Raw genomic sequence first — 20718 nt, forward strand, 5'->3', positions numbered from 1 at the left:
TTTTATTATAAAAATAGTTATCCTAAACTTATTAGTTAATTTTGAAGAATAGTGAAGATGAGAGGAATATTTTATAGTTTCCTGAGCAATAAAAAAGGACAAAGAAACCAGTCAGTTTCTTTTGTCCTCTTTTAAAACATTCATTTCAGTAATTGACTTAGTGCCGTTCTTTCTTGTTCTGTTAAAGGAAGTAATGGTAATCTAACAGAACCAACATCCAAGCCTTTCATCTGTAAGGCAGTTTTTACAGGTGTCGGACTTGGTGAGGTAAACAACCCTTTCATAATCGGAAGGATCTTCTGATGAATTTTTGCTGCCTTTTCCACTTCCCCTGAATGGAAAACGGTTATCATCTCTTTCATTTCACTTCCAATTACATGTGAGGCTACAGAAACAATACCAGTACCGCCTATGGAAAGGACTGGCAATGTCAAGCCGTCATCACCGCTGTATAGTAAAAAGTCTTCTGGCGTATTGGCAATGATTTCAGTCATAGCATCCAAATCACCACTCGCCTCTTTTACAGCAGTTATATTTTCAATTTTGGATAATCTAATGATTGTTTCTGGTACTATATTTATGGAGGAACGACCAGGAATATTATAAATCATTACAGGCAAGTTTGTCGCTTCGGCAATTGTTTTAAAATGCAGATATAATCCTTCTTGACTGGGCTTATTATAATATGGTGCTACTAGCATAACAGCATCCACACCAGCCTCTTCTGCTTTTTTCGTCAATTCAATGGAAGCGTGGGTATTATTACTACCAGTTCCTGCGATAACAGGAATTCTTCCATCGACAACCTTTACAACATGATGAAATAAAGCCACTTTTTCTTCTTTTGTCAACGTTGGAGATTCTCCAGTTGTCCCTGCGACGACTAAGGAGTCTGTTCCATGATTGATTAAATAATTTATTAATTGTGTCGTTTTGGTAAAATCAATATTTCCTCTATTATCAAATGGAGTAACCATTGCAGTAGATATTCGACCAAAATTCACGATAATTCACACTCCCGATTAAACATTATTCTGATATTTCGAATGTAGCGAACTCATCTTGCAGTTGAAAGGTATCATGCAATGCATTAATAGCAAGCTTAAGTTCTTCTTCTTTTACAAGCACCCATATGGTCGTATGGCTATCCGCTGATTGCAGTATTCTAATACCTTTATCAGATAAGGAAGACACAATTGCAGAAGTTATCCCAGGCACACCTGTCATTCCTGCTCCCACTACAGATATTTTCGCACATTCCTTCTCTATTACCGGATCATAACCTAAATCGGTTAGCACTTTCATGGCACGGTCAGCAACAGTAGAGGAAACTGTATAAACAACACCCCTTGGTGAAATGTTGATAAAATCAACGCTAATACTTTCATTAGCCATCGCTTTGAATACTTCGGCTTGCAAATTATATTGATCCTTTTTCGCAAAAACCTTTATTTGTGATACATGACTAACATGTGCAATCCCTGTGACAGGACGCTCTATAAACTCCGAATGTGTTCTGCTTTTATCAATAGTAGTGACAAGCGTTCCAACACCAGTCGTATGGGTAGAGCGAACTCGAATCGGGACCTGTGCATTCATCGCTATCTCCACTGCACGTGGATGAATCACTTTTGCCCCCTGGTTCGCCATATTACAAACCTCATTGTAAGAAACGACGGATATCGGTCGTGCTTTTTCTGTCATTCGTGGATCTGCTGTCATAACACCTTCTACGTCGGTGAATATATCTATCCATTCTGCATTTAAAGCAACACCTAAAGCAGCTGCAGAGGTATCACTTCCTCCTCTACCGATAGTCGTAATCTCACCAGTCTTTGTAGCCCCTTGAAAACCTGCCACAACCACTACATCGTGCGATTCAAGTTCCTTCTTAATTCTCCCACATCTCATCTCAATTATTTTTGCATTAGTAAAATCACTGTTTGTGTAAAAACCTGCCTGAGCACCAGTTAACGCGACAGAAGAAATTTCATGATGCAAAAGCATATTTGTAAAAACTAATGTAGAGATTACTTCTCCGCAAGAAAGTAGCAGATCTTGTTCCCTTTTACTAATAAGAGTATCTTCCCCGTCAACAAGAGAATAAAGTGAATCCGTTGAATACGGTTCTCCTTTTCTTCCCATTGCAGAAACTACCACAACAACCTTATATCCTTCATTAATAGCAAACTTAATATGAGAGAGTGCTTTTAAACGTGTTTCTTCATCCCGTACCGATGTTCCACCAAACTTCTGTACAATTAATTTCATGACTACACCTCATTGTAATCGTCTCTAGAGGATTGGTCGGGATTAGTTTACGTAAATAAGCTGGGGCTATTAGAAGAAAACCTCTAGTCCTTTTATGTTCATTAACAAAGATAACAACCAGTTTGGGCTGGATAAGCCCCCACTGATTGTCGTTTCACTTTATTTTTTTACTAAACCTAATTTAATTAAACTTTCCGCAATTTGAACTGAGTTCCAAGCAGCACCTTTAAGAAGGTTATCCGAAACCACCCACATATGAAAACCATTGTTATCATCCAAATCTTTACGAATTCGACCAACAAATACATCCGGTTTACCAACTGCATTTGCTGGCATTGGATACACTTGTTCTTCTGGAATATCTTCAAGAACTACTCCAGGTGCATCTTTCAACAGGTTTTGAATCTCCTTCACAGATACAGCATCATCTTCAATTTCAATATATACACTTTCAGAATGTCCTGTGACAACTGGTAAACGTACACATGTTGCCGTTACCTTTAATGACGGCATATGCATTATTTTTTTTGTTTCATTTATCATTTTCATTTCTTCAAAAGTAAAACCATTTTCTTCAAACTTATCAATTTGAGGCACTGCATTAAATGCAATTTGATAATGTTTTTTATCCCCTTTAACAGGTAAAACTTTAGGTTCAAACGATTCTCCGGAAACAATCGCTTTTGTTTGCTCTTCTAATTCGTTTATTGCAACGGCACCTGCTCCAGACACTGCTTGGTAGGTTGAAACAAGAACTTTTGATAATCCATATTTTTTCCGAATAGGTTCTAGGGCAACCACCATTTGAATCGTAGAACAGTTAGGATTAGCGATAATTCCTTTATGACGTTTAATATCGTCTTCGTTTACTTCTGGTACGACAAGAGGAACTTCTGGATCCATTCGGTAAGCACTTGTATTGTCTACAACCACTGCTCCACGTTTAACTGCTTCCGGTGCTAATTGTTTAGAAACACTTCCCCCAGCACTAAATAAAGCAATATCGACACCATTAAAACTCTCCGGTGTTGCCTCTTGTACAATATATTCTGTCCCTTTGAATTCCACCTTTGTTCCCGCTGAACGGGCAGATGATAATAAAGTTAATGTTCCAATTGGGAAATTTCTTTTTTCTAATGTATGAAGCATTTGCTGTCCAACAGCACCTGTTGCTCCTACAACCGCAATGTGTAAACTTGATGTTTCCAAGTTCTTCTCTCCTTCCAATTATCTTAAAAGTACTTTTCATTTATAAAATACCTTTAATCTTTTACTTTAATAAAGAATATTTTAACATAAACAATTATCCGACAATAGAGGAGAAGTAGTTTTTATTGCACATTAATCTAATAAAAATACTTTACTTTCTTAACTTTTCTACAAAAACACCCTTGGGGTCATAAGCTAAGAATTCCTAAAAGGCCAAAAGCGCCTTTCCGGTATTCCCCCCTTATGCTTATTGGGCCTGACCAAGCCTCTTCCACTTTTAGGATAGCAAATTGCATGAAAAGAAGGCCATCGTTAAATTAATGATAGCCTTCTTTTCCTTCCTGTCAATCTAAAAACCTTTCAATTACGACTGGCTGTAATTGTTTCCCTTCCATTGCTGCTTCGACTGTTTCTTGTAGTGCAGTCATTCTTGCTACCATCGATTTGGGTTTCTTTTCTGGTGCATCCTGCCCAAATGGAATGAAGTATATATCTTTTGTTGAAATTAACCTCATTAAATTAACCCCATTTAATCCTAATGCATCATTGGTCGATATACCAAGTACAACAGGTCTATATGTTCTTAATGTTGCCTTTGCAGCCATTAGTACAGGATTATCTGTCATTGCATTTGCAAATTTACTCATTGAATTTCCTGTCATCGGTGCAATTACCATACAATCTAAAGGAGTTTTAGGTCCTAAAGGTTCTGCATCTACAATCGAGTCAATAACTTTATTACCTGTCACCTCTTCAATTCTTCTTATCCAATCTTCCCCGTCACCAAATCTAGTTTCCGTGTTCTTAACAGTCGAGGTAACAATAGGCACCACTTCAGCACCATTATTGACTAACCTCTCAATCTCAGGAAACACTGCATCGTAAGTACAATGGGAACCAGTTAAGCCAAAACCTATTCTTTTTCCCTTTACACTCATTTAAGAATTCCCCTTTCCATTTGTAGTACTTTCGGTCAGTAATTGACAAAGGACATTAGCTAATATTTTTCCGGCAGTTTTTGGTGCCACAATTCCTGGTAATCCAGGTGCTAAGAGCGCCTTAATACCTCTTTTTTCTGCATATCGAAAATCCGTCCCACCAGGCTTTGATGCAAGATCAATAATCAACGTATGGGAAGGCATTTTCGCAATTACTCCTGCCTCCACAACCGGTGCAGGAATGGTATTTATACATATGTCACAATTTTTTACTTCCTTTTCTAGATCACCTAACTGGAAAGGAGTAAGCCCCATTTCCGTTATTCGTGCCAAATGTTCACTTTTTCTGGCACCTACTTTAATCTTTGCACCTAAATGATGAAATGTTCTGGCAACACTCATTCCTACCCTTCCTAATCCAAGCACTAAAATGTTAGAGCCATGAATTGTGAAGTCTGTATGTTGGATAGCCATCATAATCGTACCTTCAACAGTTGGTATGCTATTGTAGATTGCTACATCATCCCGTTCAAACAACTGAACTAACTTTCTTTTGGAACTAGATACTATTCCATCTAAAAATCCATTACTTATTCCCGAGTAGATCGTACAATGCTCTGGCGTTTGCAATAAAATATCTTCCGTCAACACAATTTTTTCATTTGAAAATATTGTTTCGACTTCCCCCTCATTCGATGTTCCAGGTACCGGCAAAACAATTGCATCTATTTCAGAGAAATTTATTTCATCTAATTTTTCTTTTGTTGCACCAGTAAAGGAGTGGTCTAACTGTTCAAACCCCACTAGGGAAATCTTCGCATCTAGCTCTGTTAGCTTCCGAATAATCTCCAGTTGACGAGCATCACCGCCAAGAACTGCGATCTGCATTCCGGTTAACATCAATGTTTTTCACCTTCTTTTTACATAATCGCATTTCAAACAAAATCGCTATTCACTTCAACAGTGTATGTATGGAACTGCTATTAGGTGAGTTTTTCAACATTTTTGAATAAAAAAAGGGTAGAGCCTACTTAAAAGACTCTACCTTTTCATCGTTGTTTAAAAAGTTTCTATCTCCATATCAGTCCCACCCCAAAACACCAAGGTTTAAAAAGGGCTATTCAGGGCGTTTTCCTATTTTACTTTATTCCTTTTGTTTCCCGTATCAAGTATCGGTTAAAATAATCATCTGTTTCGCTTTTTATCACTTTAAATAATAAAAGTAACGCAATTAAATTGGGAATCATCATGAGTGCGTTCGCCATATCAGCAAAGGCCCAAATAGTTGTTAAGTCGACAACGGTACCAAGGAAACATGCTAATACATATAGCAAAGCATAAGCATACGTTATTTTAGTTCCTGCTAAATATTCAAAACATTTATAGCCATATACATACCAGCCAAGGATTGTTGAGAACCCAAAGAAAATAACCGAGAAAGTAACAATATAAGCACCAATCGTACCTAAACTCGATTCAAAAGCTGCCTGCGTCAATGCCCCAGCTTCTAAATTAGGATCATGAGTTACTCCTGATAACGCACCACCCGTTGGGTCCCAAAAACCTGTCATTAATAGAACTAATGCAGTCATGGTACAAACAATAAGCGTAACAATAAACGTTCCTGTCATCGCAACTAGAGCTTGTCTAACCGGGTGTTCTGCTTTTGCATTACCAGCAATAAGCGCGGCTGTACCAAGACCGGCCTCATTGGAAAAGATCCCTTTTGAAACTCCTGATTTCACTGCTTCCATAACAACAATTCCCGAAAAACCACCAACTGCAGATACAGGTGTAAATGCATATGTAAAAATCAACTCAAATGCTGGTACAATTTGCTCCCAATTTAAAGCAATGATAACAATTGCTCCGCCCATATAAAGAACAGCCATAATCGGAACAAAATATCCTGCAACTGTGCTAATTCGCTTTACTCCACCAAAAATGATCAAGCTGGTAAAGAAAGTTACAACAATACCTGTTACCCATCCATTAATATGAAAGCTCTCATCAACAACACTAGCTATTGTATTCGATTGAACGCTATTTCCAATCCCAAAAGCAGCAAACGCACCAAAGAAAGCAAAAGCGATAGCGAGCCATTTCCACTTGCTTCCTAAACCTCTTTCCACATAGTACATTGGCCCACCTGCATACTCACCGTTATCTCTTTTTACTCTGTATTTCATAGCAAGTAGGGCTTCAGCGTATTTAGTCGCCATCCCAAATAAACCGACAACCCACATCCAAAAAACCGCCCCAGGACCACCAACTGTAATGGCGGTTGCAACCCCAGCAATATTTCCGTTTCCTATAGTTGCAGCTAATGAGGTCATTAGCGCTTTATAATTACTTACATCACCTTCCGCGGAGCTATCCTCATCCTTTTCCTTTGAAAAAGCAAGTTTAAAGGCATATCCCAACTTTCGAAACTGCAGACCTTTTAAGACAAATGTTAGAAACAACCCTGTTCCAAACAGCAGAATCATTGTTGGAGATCCCCATAAGACTCCATTAATTGATTTTATAATCTCTAAGATGTCCATTTTTGTACCCCTTCCAGTTGTTAACGCTTTCATAAAAAAACGACTATACTAAACTATCATTTTTTTAGCGTTTTAGCAACTTTTTTGTCGAAAGGATAAGATGAAATTTATTTGTTAGGGTTGTTACTTTCTTATCGCCCAACAACGACTATCCTATTTTCGAGGTGTCCTCTTCTTAAAATAGCGGCATCTCGCCAATCTTTATGACGCTAGAATTAAAACACGGACACTACTATTAAAATTGTTATAACACCATCTATATCGGTACCCAAAAAAGAAGGTTGTCGAGACTTTCGACAACCTACTCTTCTGACACTTCCAAAATGATCATGTCTGCCCCAATAGTTCGGATATGGTGCCAAGGAACCCTTATCTCACCAGTTTGTTTTCGCAACCATTTTCCAGTAGGAATTACAAGAGCATTAATTTGACCCGTTTTATCATTGAATTCTAAGTCAGTATGTCCAAGAACCCCTAATCTCTCTGCCTTTTTATAATCGACTATCTCTTTCCCACTTAATTCACTAAGCCTCATTACAATTCCTCCTAAAAAAAAGTGGACGCGGCTAGGCTAGCCGCTCGAACTGAATAAACAAGGCTCTTTTCTCATAGATTGTTGTTTTTACTTATGAATTTTGTCCGTTGATTTCCGCTACGGGCACTAGACTCCTCGGGGAGGAATGGGAGCCTCCAGGAAAAGCGGAAGCGGCTTGCCCAGCTCGTGAAGAAAATAGGAAAATTCCCTAAAGGCGCCCTTTGCCTTTTAGGAATTTTATCTTTTTCACAGCTAGCTAGCCGCTGGAGCTAGACATACGCTTCGCCTGCGGGGTCTCCCACTTTCCTCTCCTCCCGCAAGAGTCAAGTGCCCTCCGCTCCAATCAACTCAGTAGGTCCAACTTAGTTTTCCGTTAAAAAGCAACAATCTTTACGAAAATAGCCATAAACAAAAAGACTCTGTACTAAAATGTATACACTGTCCAATGTTTTTAGAAGTTTAATTTATGAATTGTATAGGCTCATTATAAAGAGGCCCTCTGCTAGAGACTGTTAAGTTGATAAAAGTTACCACAAATTATTGTTTAATGTTTGCTGGTAGTTTACCTTCAGGACTGATTAAAGAAACTGCAAAATCATCTGTGAAAATATTATTTCCTAAACGGTTTACTTTTTCAATCGTTACAGTATCAATTTCTTCTACTATTTCATCTAGTGAACGATGGCGTTTTAATAATAATTCATTTTTCCCGTTACGACTCATTCGACTATTGGTGCTTTCTAAACTTAACATCAGGTTACCTTTAAGTTGCTCTTTACTATTACGTAATTCTTTTTCTGTAATACCTTCTGCTTTTAGTGTATTTAATGTACTCTGAACCGTGTCGAAAAGCTGATCTAATTGCTTTGCACCAGTTCCACCATAAATGGTTACGATTCCGCTGTCTTCAAATGCAGAATGATACGAAAACACGGAATAAGCAAGCCCGCGCTGTTCTCTTACTTCTTGGAACAATCGTGAGGACATACTGCCGCCAAGAACGTTATTTAGCACAATTAGGCTATATACGTCTTCATGTCCAATATGAAGTCCATTGAAGCCTAAGCAGAGATGTGCTTGTTCGGTGTCTTTTTTACGGGCAAGTTTATTAAAATGAAAATTGGGCTTTTCTCTAGCTTCCGGTCCTTTTCCACCTTCATAAGAACCAAATATCTTCTCTACCTCTTTTAAAAAGCTTTCATCCACGTTTCCTGCTACGGAAACGACTACTTGCTCCGGTGTATACATTTCGTGCATATATTGTCTTAGCGACTCTCCGTTGAATCGGTCAAGCGTTTCCTCTGTTCCCAATATAGGATAACCTAGTGGATGCTCCTCATATACTGCCTTACTTAATAAATCATGCACAATATCATCTGGTGTGTCTTCATACATTTTTATTTCTTCATATACTACATTTTTTTCTTTGTTTAATTCTTCATCAACAAAGGTTGAATTAAAAAACATATCAGAAAGCGTATTAAGTGCGTAATCTGCATGGCTATCCAAAACTTTTGCGTAGTAGCATGTATACTCTTTTGATGTAAAGGCATTAACTTGACCGCCTATGCTATCGAATGATTCTGCAATTTCACGAGCCGACTTTGTTTTCGTTCCTTTAAAGAACATATGTTCAAGAAAGTGCGAAATACCATTATTCTTAATTGTTTCATTCCGTGAACCGGTAGCAATCCAAATCCCAATCGCTACGCTCCGTACAGTTGGAATTTCTTCTAATACAATTCGTAGTCCATTTTGACAAGTATGTTTTTTTATCAACAAAATTTCCTCCTGTTCTTGCTGCAAAAATCAGTGATTACTCTTAACATTTCCTTGTTGCGTTGAATTATTGCTATTCGTAACAATTCTTTCTTCTTTTAACAAACTAGTAATAGTACCAAGCCTAATTTCTCGATCCTTTATTTGTAAAATCAATGAATTTAAAGCATTAGCAGTTGATGCCGTAGGATGCATTAAAACAATTGCCCCTTTATGCATTTTTCTCATCACTCTATCGATGAGAACTTGAGGATCAGGTTTCTGCCAGTCAATTGTATCGACACTCCACATGATGGTTTTTAAGTTTAAATTGTCCGCAATCTTCACTACCTCGTCCCGATAACTCCCACTCGGAGGTGCAAACCATTTTACCTCTTCACCGGTAGTTGCTTTGATCATCTGACTCGTCTTCTGTATTTCCTCTTTCACTTTAGCAGACGATAGTATTTCCATATTAGGATGCGAAAAAGAGTGATTTCCCACTTCATGCCCCGCATCTACAATCATCTTGGCCATTTCAGGGTTATGCTGAACCCAGCGTCCCTCTAAAAAAAAGGTGGCGTATACATGATGTTTTTTTAATGTCGCAAGCATATCCGGTATATATTCATTCCCCCACGCAACATTAATGATTAACGATGCCATTGGTTTATCCGGATGTCCTCTATAAATAGGAGAAGATGGTAAATCTTCCAGATGAACTTTTGGAGAAATTTGCTTGTAAACTAATTTATCCTCATCAAAGGTTTTATCCTTTTTCATTTTATTAAGCGATGCTTTCACATCTATCATTACACCATTATACCCAGGTGTCGCTTTCCAAACTGGATCTATCTTAGCATCTTGTGGATCTGCCTTCCTTTTATCTGCCTCTTCTTCAATTATCGTGCGAAGATCTTCTACTGAATAGGAGACTTCAAAACCTGTTTGTTTTAAACTTGTAACATATTTACTAGTTAATGGATTTTCAACTGCCAATATTGTCAGAATAGCAATCAAGCTTATTCCAATCAAGTATTTTCTTTCCACTATTTTATTCACCTTCCTTCTCCCTCTATCTTATGAAGGGATTGGACAAGGTAGAACGATAGTAGTTTGACAATACTTCTTAAGACCCTATTTTTCCTTTATTCACTAAACAACTGGTGTGGGAACGACTGTGTTAAAATTAGCATCATCCAAAACCGATAATTTATTATTCCCATGACTGCGCTAACAGTATCCTAAGCTATTTTTTGGTAAAAACCTCAAACTATAAATAAAAAGCTATCCAATTAAGCTTTAGCTTTGTAATTGGACAGCTTTTTGATCATGAAAGAGTAAAGTCATTTCCTCTACATTTTTTATTTATTTTGTTCCTCTTTTTCGCGTTGTTCTTTTAGTACAGCTTTTCTTGAAAGATTAACTCTTCCTTGTTTATCAATATCAATTACTTTTACTAATATTTCATCACCAAGTGCTAAAACATCCTCAACTTTGCCGACTCTTTCTTCCGCTAATTCAGAAATATGAACAAGACCATCTTTACCACTGAAGATCTCTACAAAAGCCCCAAATTTCTCAATACGTTTCACTTTACCTAAATACATTTGGCCGACTTCTACTTCCCTTACAATATCTTCAATGATTTTCTTGGCTTTTTTATTCATTTCATCATCCACAGAGGAAATGAATACTGTACCATCTTGCTCGATATCAATTTTAACACCGGTATCATCAATAATTTTATTGATATTTTTACCGCTTGGTCCAATGACATCACGAATCTTGTCTGGCTTGATGTTCATCATCAAAATTTTAGGAGCATATTGAGAAAGTTCTGTCCTTGATTCGCCTAATGTTGCAAGCATACTTTCAAGAATCTGCATACGTCCTTTTTTTGCTTGGAGTAAAGCTTCTTCTAAAATTTCTCTAGATAACCCATCAATCTTTATGTCCATTTGTAAGGCCGTAACACCCTTAGACGTTCCTGCAACTTTAAAGTCCATATCGCCAAGATGGTCTTCCATCCCTTGGATATCCGTTAAAATAGAGTAGTTCTCACCAGATTTAATAAGTCCCATGGCAATCCCTGCTACCGGAGCTTTAATTGGAACACCAGCATCCATCATTGCTAGTGTACTTGCACAGATACTCGCTTGTGATGTGGAACCGTTTGATTCAAGTACTTCTGAAACAAGTCGAATCGTATAAGGAAATTCCTTTTCGTTTGGTATAACCGGTTCTAATGCACGCTCTCCTAGTGCACCGTGACCAATTTCACGACGTCCAGGACCTCTTATCGGACCAGTTTCTCCAACACTAAATAGAGGGAAATTATAATGATGCATAAAGCGCTTGGATTCTTCGATACCAAGACCATCTAATATTTGAACATCCCCCAATGCACCAAGTGTACATATACTTAACGCTTGAGTTTGTCCTCTTGTAAATAAGCCAGAACCATGTGTGCGTGGTAGCTTTCCTACTTCCGAAGAAAGTGGGCGAATTACATCCAATTTACGTCCATCCGGTCTAACCTTATCCTCTGTTATTAAACGACGAACCTCATTTTTGACAAGCTTATCTAATACTTTTTTCACTTGCTTTAACGTAGCTTCATCTGCTTCCTTCTCTTCATATTGTTCTATCACTGTGTTTTTGACACTGTTAATCGCTTCCTCACGTGCATGTTTTTCTTGCACCTGAATTGCTTGAAGCATGTCCTTTTCACATATATCTCGAACAACGGATTCGATTTCAGCATCTATTTCAGCTAATTGTACTTCCATTTTTTCTTTACCAACGGCAGCAACAATTTCTTCCTGGAATGAAATTAGTCGTTTGATCTCTTCATGACCAAACATAATTGCTTCTAACATCGTTTCTTCCGGAACTTCATTAGCGCCAGCTTCTACCATATTAATAGCATCTTTTGTTCCAGCAACAGAAAGGTGAATTTCGCTCTTTTCTTGCTGCTCCCGAGTAGGATTGATGACAAAGTCACCATCAACTAAACCTACGATAACACCAGCAATCGGACCTTCAAAAGGAATATCCGATACAGAAAGTGCTAGTGAAGAACCGAACATAGCAGCCATTTCGGAGGAACAGTTTTGATCAACGCTCATCACCATACTTATGACTTGAACTTCATTTCTAAATCCATCTGCAAATAATGGACGAATTGGTCTATCAATTAAGCGACTTGCTAGTATAGCTTTTTCACTCGGACGTCCTTCACGTTTAATAAAGCCCCCAGGGATTTTCCCTACAGCATATAAACGTTCTTCATAATTAACTGTCAACGGAAAGAAATCAAGTGGCTTAGGTTCTTTAGATGCAGTAGCTGTACTAAGTACGACAGTCTCTCCATAACGTATTAAAGCGGCCCCGTTCGCTTGTTTCGCTAACTGACCGATTTCTACTGTAAGCTGTCTTCCAGCCCATTCAATCGAAAACGTTTGTTTAGATTGTTCCATTAACTTACCCCTCTCTTTACTCACTTACTTAATGGATCGGTTTTACCGTATCCGTAAAATCTATTTCATGCACATTGTGCAGTTATATATAAAATAAAAAGGAACACATTATGTATTTTTAACAAAGTAGCGTGGAATGAATACAACTTCTTACTATAGTGTTCAAAACTATCTGGGTATTTAAACATTTTTTTCCACTTTTTAATGCTAAAGAAAAAGCGGGAAAAAAATCCCGCTTTTTTGTCTTATTATCGACGTAAACCTAATCTGTTAATTAACTCACGGTAGCGTTGTACATCTTTCTTACGTAGGTAAGTTAAAAGATTACGACGATGTCCTACCATTTTTAATAGACCGCGACGAGAGTGGTGGTCTTTCTTGTGAGTACGTAAATGATCATTCAAATTGTTAATTTCTTCTGTAAGGACAGCAATTTGAACTTCTGGAGATCCAGTGTCTGTATCGTGAGTTCTGTACTCAGCGATTAGTTCATTCTTGCGCTCTTGTGTGATAGCCATCCTATTCACCTCCTAATATTCTTTCAAATCCCCAATTACTGAGCAAGCGTTGGTGAATCGCATTGCCAAGCAACGGTTCATTTCATACTTTTTAAGAATACTACTTTTTTCTACAAAAAGCAAGTCTAAGCGTTCAAATTTTGAAAGTACTCTAATGCTCTACCTTTGTCTTTTTCTATTTGAGCGATTAATTGTTCAATACCGTTAAATTTTTTTTCATCACGTAACCTTTCATGCCATTCAATTTTTACTTCTTCACCATATATAGAAGAGTCAAAATTGAAAATATGAACTTCAATCGATAACGAATAATCGTTTGGATCCTTAAAGGTAGGTTTGTATCCTACATTACACACGCCATTATACCACGTATCATAAATATATAACCTTACAGCATATACACCAATTTTAGGTGTTATATATTCATCAGAAGGCGTAATATTTGCGGTTGGAAATCCAATTTTACGACCTCTTTTATCTCCGTGAATAACAGTGCCTGTCATGCTGTATGATCTACCTAGAAGCTCATTTGCTTCTCCCATATTGCCCTCTTTAAGATGGTGTCTAATAAGAGTGGAACTCACTTTTTCCTCCTCCATTTCCAATTTAGGTATGACAGTCGATTGAAACATATTCCGTGAGTGAAAAGGCAATGATTCCATTGTCCCTTTTCCTAACCGTCCATATGTATAATCGAAACCAGCAACAACATGTTGAACATGAAGACCAATGATATACTGATCAATAAACTCTTGGGGATGAAGATTAGCAAATTCTGATGTAAACCTTACAATAAACAAATAGTCTACACCTAAATTTTGAATAATCTCTGTTTTATCAGACAATGGAGTAATATACTGTACATGTTTATGTTTACGGCCTAATACTACTGATGGGTGCGGATCAAAAGTCATGACAGCACTTTCTATATTCAATTCTTTTGCTTTATCTACTGCAGTACCAATGACTTCCTGATGCCCTCTATGTACTCCGTCGAAATACCCTAATGCCATTGCCAAAGGTGGCAGGTCATTTATTTCAATTGAATGCGGATGGTGCAAAGTTATGACTTTCACTATGTCTCACCTATTTCACTAATCATTAAACAGTACTTTTACAGGCTTAATTATCCCCGGCTTTTCTGGATGTTCTTGATAAATAGCAATAGCCTTATCGTCATGGAGCATGACAACTTCACTCTTATCAGGCCAATCCGGGAACTTTTGTAATCGTGCACCGTTCTTTACCCTCTCTGCTAATGTATCATTTATTAGTATTTTCGGCAAATAAGAAAGTCCCATTTCCATTGGTAGAAGCAAATCACTTATCTCAAGCAAGTCCACTTTTTCTTGTACTTCTTCCAATGTAAAACAATTTTCTTTTGTAAAAGAAGCTGATTTCACTCGTGTTAAAGAAGACATATGAGCAGGAAATCCTAGCAGTTCACCTATCTCAACCGCAAGAGTTCGTACATATGTACCTTTGCTGCAAGAAACTCTAAATGAAAAGCTAACAGTACTTCCTGACTTTTCTTCCCAGCTATCTAACAGTTCAAGTTTATGTATATGAACCTTTCTAGTAGGACGTTCTACTTCAATCCCTTCCCTCGCGTATTCGTATAAACGCTTACCTTTCACTTTTACTGCGGAAAACATTGGGGGAGTTTGCTCTATTTCACCTGTCAATTTTTCAAAAACAGATAAAACCTCAGCTTTAGTTATTGTTCGATCTACTGGGGTTTCTACTACTTTTTCACCAAAAGCATCTTCGGTTGTTGTGGAGAATCCTAACGTGACTTCCCCCTCGTAAACCTTCCCAGATGCTGTTATATACTCAGCAATTTTTGTTGCTCTTCCCACACAAATTGGAAGCACTCCAGAAACTTCGGGATCTAACGTACCTGTGTGTCCAACCTTTTTCGTTCTTAATATTTTTCTTATTTTGAATACACAGTCATGAGAAGTCATTCCTCTTGGCTTCCATAAAGGCAAAATACCATTCATCTTTCTCACTCCATTTCTAATGACAATTCAGTACGAAGAAAATAAGGACTGATCCACACGTGCATTAGCCGTTTGGATCAGTCCCAAGTTATTCTTCGATATTTTCCGGATTATCTTGAACTTTTTTAAGTAGCGTCTCAATACGGTTACCATAGTCAATTGACTCATCAAATTCAAAAATAATCTCAGGTGTTTTACGTAGTCTTATCCTTTGACCAACCTCAGAACGAATAAACCCTTTGGCCTTGGCTAACCCCTTTAATGTATCTTCTCTTTTATCTTGATCTCCAAGCACAGTAATATATACTTTTGCTTGTTGGAGATCCCCAGATACTTGTACATCCGTAACCGTAACAAATCCAACCCTTGGGTCTTTAATTTTTCGTCCGATAATATCGCTGAGCTCTTTCTTCATTTGCTCACCAACACGAATAGCACGGTGGCTCATCAATATCACCTCTTTTTCTTTGTCGTTTGTCGCAAAGTTAAATGAAATGACAACAAAGCTCAGAGAATCTCTTTACTTGTATCCAATCTTTCCCATTCCGGAAAAGAATCAACAAATTTTAAAGCATTCTCTATTTCTTTTTCTGCTGCACCTTTAGAAGAAGCAACCGTAATAATAGCTATCTTTGTTCGTTGCCAAACATCTTGATAGTCTATTTCAGAGACAGCCACATTAAATTTTTGTTTAAGCCGTGTTGTTATTCTTTGCAACACAGCCCTCTTTTCTTTTAACGAATGGGCATCATGAATCATGCATTCACATTCAACGTAAGCAATCATTTCGGAGTAATTTCCTCCATGATATAAGCTTCGATTATATCGCCTTCTTTAATATCATTAAAGTTTTTAATTGTAATACCACATTCATAGTTTTGAGCAACTTCTTTAGCATCATCTTTGTAACGCTTAAGCTGATCTAACTCACCTTCAAAAATAACAATACCGTCACGGATTAGTCTTATACCACTGTTACGTGTTATTTTCCCATCAGTGACATAGCTTCCTGCAATCGTACCAACTTTAGAAACTTTGAAAGTTTGGCGCACTTCAGCTTGACCGATGATCTTTTCTTCAAACTCAGGATCAAGCATCCCTTTCATCGCAGCTTCAATTTCTTCCATCACCTTGTAAATGATACGGTGCAGACGAATTTCAACACCCTCAGCATCAGCTGTACGTTTCGCGTTAACATCAGGACGTACATTAAATCCAATAACAATTGCATTAGAAGCAGACGCAAGTGTAATATCGGATTCGTTAATAGCACCAACACCTGTATGAATAATGCGAATGTTTACACCTTCAACTTCAATCTTTTGAAGCGAAGCCGCTAATGCTTCTACAGAACCTTGTACGTCAGCCTTTACAACGATATTAAGGTCTTTCATTTCGCCTTTCTTCATTTGGTCGAATAAGTTTTCTAAACTTACCTTCGTTGTTTCACTTCGTTGTGCTTGAAGTGCGATTTGCGCGCGAGATTCACCAACGGAACGAGCCGTTTTTTCATCTTCAAATACAACAAATCTGTCACCAGCCTGTGGTACATCATTTAAACCAGTTATTTCTACTGGTGTAGATGGTCCAGCTTCTTTTACTCGACGGCCTAAATCGTTAACCATCGCACGAACACGGCCAAAAGTATTTCCAACTACAATTGGATCTCCCACTCTCAATGTTCCGTTTTGAACTAATAGCGTAGCAACAGAACCGCGACCTTTGTCTAATTCTGCCTCAATTACAGTACCGATTGCTCTGCGATCAGGATTTGCTTTTAATTCTTCCACTTCACTTACAAGAACAATCATTTCAAGTAGGCTATCAATACCGTCACCACTTAATGCGGAAAGCGGTACAAATATAGTATCCCCACCCCAAGCTTCTGGAATCAGTTCATATTCTGTTAATTCTTGCATAACACGGTCAGGGTTTGCCGCTTCTTTATCCATTTTATTAACTGCAATAATTATTGGTACTTCCGCTGCTTTTGCATGGTTAATTGCTTCTACAGTCTGAGGCATAACACCATCATCCGCTGCAACAACAATTATCGCAATATCTGTAACTTGAGCACCACGAGAACGCATTGTCGTAAATGCTGCGTGTCCAGGTGTATCAAGGAAAGTAATTTTTTTGCCCTCTACTTCTACTTGGTAAGCACCAATATGCTGCGTTATTCCACCTGCTTCGCCAGCTGTTACTTTTGTATTTCGAATCGAATCCAAGAGCGTTGTTTTACCATGGTCAACATGCCCCATGATCGTTACGACAGAAGGACGCTCAGATAAATCTTCGACTGCATCTTCAGAAAAATACACATCTAAATCTGTTACATCTACTTTAATTTCCTCTTCCACTTCCACACCATAATCTGATGCAATTAATTCAATGGAATCTTTATCAAGTTCTTGATTAATCGTCGCCATTGTTCCAAGCATAAACAATTTTTTAATGATTTCTGATGGCTCTTTATGGAGCTTTTTCGCTAACTCTGCTACTGAAAGAGACTCAGTAAACGTAATTTTGGATGGAAGCTCTTTTTTCTTTTGAGTCTGTTGTTGTGGAGCTTGTCTTTGATTTCTTTGATTATTTTGTTTTGCATTTTTCTTATTGTTTTTATTCTTTTTAGAATTGGAATTATTAAATGATTTCTTATCTTTCGCTTGGCTATTTTGTGCAGTCTTCTTGCCTTCACGATTCCCTGATCCTGATTGTGCCTTTGATTTAGACTCATTATCATTTTTAGTATCAGCACTTTTATTGGACGGGCTGTTTTCTGTCGAGGATTTTTTATTAAAAAAACCATCTAATTCTTTCACGGTGTCATCTTCTATTGTTGCCATATGATTAGATACCTCAATATTCAATTGTTTTAGTTTATTAATAACATCTTTACTTGATAAATTATATTTTTTTGCATATTCATAAATACGGATCTTGCTCATATATTCACCCCCATTGAGATTCATCGAGCAATTCAGATAGTTTTTTGGCAAAGCCATTATCAGCTAGAGCTACAACAACTCTCGCTTCCTTCCCAATTGCCTGTCCAAGAGAATATCTATTATCAACAGATACTAGTGGAACCTTATAGTATCGACATTTGTCTGATATTTTTTTTCTTGTATTATCAGAAGCATCTTGTGAAAGGATGACGATTTTTGCCTTACCATTTCGAACTTCTTTTATAACAAGTTCTTCACCTGAAATAACTTTTCTTGCTCGATTTGCTAAACCAAGCAGTGACATCCAACGACTTTGTTTCATACGTTAAACATTACCCTTTTCAACAAACGCGATTAACTCATCGTATAGTGAATCATCAACCTTTGTTTGTAATTGATTAGCTAGTGTATTCTTTTTTTTCGCTTGCAAGATTGTATCTTTATCTTTTGAAAGATACGCACCGCGACCTGATTTTTTTCCCGTAGGATCCATTGACACGTCTCCATCTTTGGAACGTACAATTCGAATCATTTCTTTCTTTGGTTTCATTTCTCCAGTAGCAATACATTTTCTTAATGGAACCTTTTTTCTAGTGCTCAACTGTTTCACCTCTTAGTCTTGATCATCAAAATCAATATTTAAAGGTTCATCGGCATCGTTTTCCTCTGCTTCAAGTGGCAAGAATGCTTCTTCGCGTGGATATACACCCAGCTCACGAGCATCTGTTTCACTTTTAATATCAATTTTCCAGCCTGTCAATTTAGCAGCTAGTCTCGCATTTTGACCACGTTTTCCAATCGCAAGCGATAACTGATAATCAGGGACGATGACTCTAGTTGCTTTTCCTTCTTCATCGACTTGCACATCAAGAACTTTTGAAGGACTAAGCGCATTTGCAACAAACGTTACCGGGTCTTCAGTCCATTGGACAATATCAATCTTTTCTCCCTTAAGTTCGTTTACAATCGCTTGGACACGAGCACCTTTTGTTCCGACACAAGATCCAACTGGGTCTATGTCAGGATTATCTGCATGAACGGATATTTTCGAGCGATCTCCTGCTTCACGAGCAACTGATTTAATTTCTACAGTACCGTCAAAAATTTCTGGCACTTCAATTTCAAACAAACGTTTTAGAAGACCAGGGTGCGTCCGTGAAACGAAAATTTGCGGTCCTTTAGTCGTTTTTTCTACCTTCGTAATAAACACTTTAATTCGATCATGCGGTTTATATGTTTCATTAGGCATTTGTTCACTTACAGGTAACAGCGCCTCAATTTTCCCTAACGCTACATAGATGAAACGATTATCTTGGCGCTGCACAATCCCAGTCATGATGTCTTCTTCGCGGTCAACAAATTCAGAATAGATAATTCCTCTTTCTGCTTCTCTTACTCGCTGTGTAACTACCTGTTTAGCTGTTTGTGCTGCAATACGACCGAAATCTTTCGGTGTGACCTCAAGTTCCACTACATCTCCAACTTCGTAACTTGGGTTTATGTCTGCTGCATCCTCTACTGAAATTTCTAGGCGAGAATCGAACACCTCGTCTACTACTTCTTTACGAGCAAAAACACGCATTGTTCCGGTACCTAAATTAAGATCTACCCGAACATTTTGTGCTTGATTAAAATTTCTTTTGTAGGCGGAAACAAGTGCAGCTTCAATTGCCTCTATAATAACATCTCTTGAAATGCCTTTTTCCTTCTCTAAAACAGTTAGAGCATCTAGTAATTGCGTGCTCATGACATAAGTCATCCCCCTTCTAGGCTAAGGTTGCTTCTTATGAAAAAGTGACTGCAAGCCTTGCTTTTGCAACTTTCTCTGTAGGAATCTCAACCTGTTTTTTTCTTGTTTTAATTGTAATTTCAATTGTAAGAAAATCTTGTTCATAAGAAACAAGCTTTCCTTCAAATGTTTTCTCCCCATTTATCGGTTCATACGTCTTTACGTGTACATTTTTTCCGATTGCTTTTTCAAAGTCCTTTTCTTTCTTTAATGGACGTTCAGCACCTGGTGAAGAAACTTCTAGAAAATAATTGTGTGGAATGGGATCGATACTGTCGAGTTTTTCACTTAAACGTTCGCTTACAACCCCACATTCCTCAATATCAACACCTGTATCCTTATCAATAAATACGCGAAGAAACCAACTGGAACCTTCTTTTACATACTCTACGTCAACTAATTCGAGTGACATATCATCTAAGATTGGTGTGATAAGCTCTTCTACAAGTGTAGTAATCTTACTCATACATAACCTCCTGTTTAGTTCAAGCGGCAAGAGGCTTGGATATTTTCAAATGGACAGTAAAAACCCTCTGCCTTTTGAAAATGGCTGGTGCCTGGTGAACCACTACCAAGCATTTACACGACAATCGTGCCGTCCATAATAAAACGAAGCCGCTTCCACTTATGTGACTGGTTTATATGATAATCTTCATAAATAAAGACTGAAGAAACAAAAGAATTTCTAAAAATCTCCATTAAATAATAACGAAAGAGTGGG

Annotated in this window: 20 protein-coding genes; all 20 read right to left on the reverse strand. The window is 37.7% G+C overall.

Annotated elements, in window-relative coordinates:
- Positions 1 to 140: 140 nt before the first annotated feature.
- Positions 141 to 1007, reverse strand: a complete 867-nt coding sequence (dapA, locus tag ACFSUL_RS18720; protein WP_377937774.1) for a 4-hydroxy-tetrahydrodipicolinate synthase — start codon at positions 1005 to 1007, stop codon at positions 141 to 143.
- A 22-nt stretch (positions 1008 to 1029) separates the two neighbouring features.
- Complete coding sequence (gene dapG, locus ACFSUL_RS18725) at positions 1030 to 2271, reverse strand: aspartate kinase (RefSeq protein ID WP_377937400.1); 1242 nt, start codon at positions 2269 to 2271, stop codon at positions 1030 to 1032.
- Between the two features lie 159 nt (positions 2272 to 2430).
- The gene (asd, locus tag ACFSUL_RS18730; RefSeq protein ID WP_377937401.1) at positions 2431 to 3480 is read right to left on the reverse strand and encodes an aspartate-semialdehyde dehydrogenase; all 1050 of its coding nucleotides are present in this window, start codon (positions 3478 to 3480) and stop codon (positions 2431 to 2433) included.
- A gap of 344 nt (positions 3481 to 3824) precedes the next feature.
- Positions 3825 to 4418 carry a dipicolinate synthase subunit B gene (gene dpaB, locus ACFSUL_RS18735; RefSeq protein WP_377937402.1) on the reverse strand — a complete coding sequence of 198 codons (594 nt, stop codon included), beginning with the start codon at positions 4416 to 4418 and terminating at the stop codon, positions 3825 to 3827.
- On the reverse strand, positions 4419 to 5318 hold the full coding sequence (gene dpaA, locus ACFSUL_RS18740; RefSeq protein ID WP_377937403.1) for a dipicolinic acid synthetase subunit A: 900 nt from the start codon (positions 5316 to 5318) through the stop codon (positions 4419 to 4421).
- Positions 5319 to 5557: 239 nt separating this feature from the next.
- Positions 5558 to 6964, reverse strand: coding sequence for an alanine/glycine:cation symporter family protein (locus ACFSUL_RS18745; protein WP_377937404.1), 1407 nt, complete (start codon positions 6962 to 6964; stop codon positions 5558 to 5560).
- A 301-nt stretch (positions 6965 to 7265) separates the two neighbouring features.
- On the reverse strand, positions 7266 to 7499 hold the full coding sequence (locus tag ACFSUL_RS18750) for a YlmC/YmxH family sporulation protein (RefSeq protein WP_377937406.1): 234 nt from the start codon (positions 7497 to 7499) through the stop codon (positions 7266 to 7268).
- A 537-nt stretch (positions 7500 to 8036) separates the two neighbouring features.
- Positions 8037 to 9278 carry a M16 family metallopeptidase gene (locus ACFSUL_RS18755; protein ID WP_377937408.1) on the reverse strand — a complete coding sequence of 414 codons (1242 nt, stop codon included), beginning with the start codon at positions 9276 to 9278 and terminating at the stop codon, positions 8037 to 8039.
- A gap of 30 nt (positions 9279 to 9308) precedes the next feature.
- Entirely contained in the window at positions 9309 to 10310 is a 1002-nt protein-coding gene (locus tag ACFSUL_RS18760) for a polysaccharide deacetylase family protein (protein WP_377937776.1), read from the reverse strand.
- Positions 10311 to 10621: 311 nt separating this feature from the next.
- Complete coding sequence (pnp, locus tag ACFSUL_RS18765) at positions 10622 to 12739, reverse strand: polyribonucleotide nucleotidyltransferase (protein WP_377937411.1); 2118 nt, start codon at positions 12737 to 12739, stop codon at positions 10622 to 10624.
- A 248-nt stretch (positions 12740 to 12987) separates the two neighbouring features.
- Complete coding sequence (rpsO, locus tag ACFSUL_RS18770) at positions 12988 to 13257, reverse strand: 30S ribosomal protein S15 (RefSeq protein ID WP_071412780.1); 270 nt, start codon at positions 13255 to 13257, stop codon at positions 12988 to 12990.
- 125 nt (positions 13258 to 13382) lie between these two features.
- Entirely contained in the window at positions 13383 to 14333 is a 951-nt protein-coding gene (gene ribF, locus ACFSUL_RS18775) for a bifunctional riboflavin kinase/FAD synthetase (protein WP_377937414.1), read from the reverse strand.
- A gap of 18 nt (positions 14334 to 14351) precedes the next feature.
- A complete protein-coding gene (truB, locus tag ACFSUL_RS18780; RefSeq protein ID WP_377937416.1) occupies positions 14352 to 15260 on the reverse strand; it encodes a tRNA pseudouridine(55) synthase TruB in 909 nt (302 codons plus the stop codon).
- Positions 15261 to 15348: 88 nt separating this feature from the next.
- On the reverse strand, positions 15349 to 15708 hold the full coding sequence (gene rbfA / locus ACFSUL_RS18785) for a 30S ribosome-binding factor RbfA (RefSeq protein WP_071412783.1): 360 nt from the start codon (positions 15706 to 15708) through the stop codon (positions 15349 to 15351).
- 59 nt (positions 15709 to 15767) lie between these two features.
- Entirely contained in the window at positions 15768 to 16046 is a 279-nt protein-coding gene (locus tag ACFSUL_RS18790) for a DUF503 domain-containing protein (RefSeq protein WP_377937418.1), read from the reverse strand.
- The gene (infB, locus tag ACFSUL_RS18795; protein ID WP_377937420.1) at positions 16043 to 18208 is read right to left on the reverse strand and encodes a translation initiation factor IF-2; all 2166 of its coding nucleotides are present in this window, start codon (positions 18206 to 18208) and stop codon (positions 16043 to 16045) included. The genes ACFSUL_RS18790 and infB overlap by 4 nt, the downstream gene beginning before the upstream one ends.
- Before the next feature lie 4 nt (positions 18209 to 18212).
- Positions 18213 to 18530 carry a YlxQ family RNA-binding protein gene (locus ACFSUL_RS18800; protein WP_377937422.1) on the reverse strand — a complete coding sequence of 106 codons (318 nt, stop codon included), beginning with the start codon at positions 18528 to 18530 and terminating at the stop codon, positions 18213 to 18215.
- Between the two features lie 3 nt (positions 18531 to 18533).
- On the reverse strand, positions 18534 to 18809 hold the full coding sequence (gene rnpM, locus ACFSUL_RS18805) for an RNase P modulator RnpM (RefSeq protein ID WP_377937424.1): 276 nt from the start codon (positions 18807 to 18809) through the stop codon (positions 18534 to 18536).
- 12 nt (positions 18810 to 18821) lie between these two features.
- Positions 18822 to 19955, reverse strand: a complete 1134-nt coding sequence (gene nusA / locus ACFSUL_RS18810; protein WP_377937426.1) for a transcription termination factor NusA — start codon at positions 19953 to 19955, stop codon at positions 18822 to 18824.
- 37 nt (positions 19956 to 19992) lie between these two features.
- Positions 19993 to 20463: a ribosome maturation factor RimP gene (gene rimP, locus ACFSUL_RS18815; protein WP_071412789.1), complete on the reverse strand. Its 471-nt coding sequence runs from the start codon at positions 20461 to 20463 to the stop codon at positions 19993 to 19995.
- Positions 20464 to 20718 lie beyond the last annotated feature (255 nt).

Origin of the sequence: Bacillus seohaeanensis, from assembly GCF_042684945.1 — a bacterium.
Taxonomy (GTDB): domain Bacteria; phylum Bacillota; class Bacilli; order Bacillales; family Bacillaceae_B; genus Rossellomorea; species Rossellomorea seohaeanensis.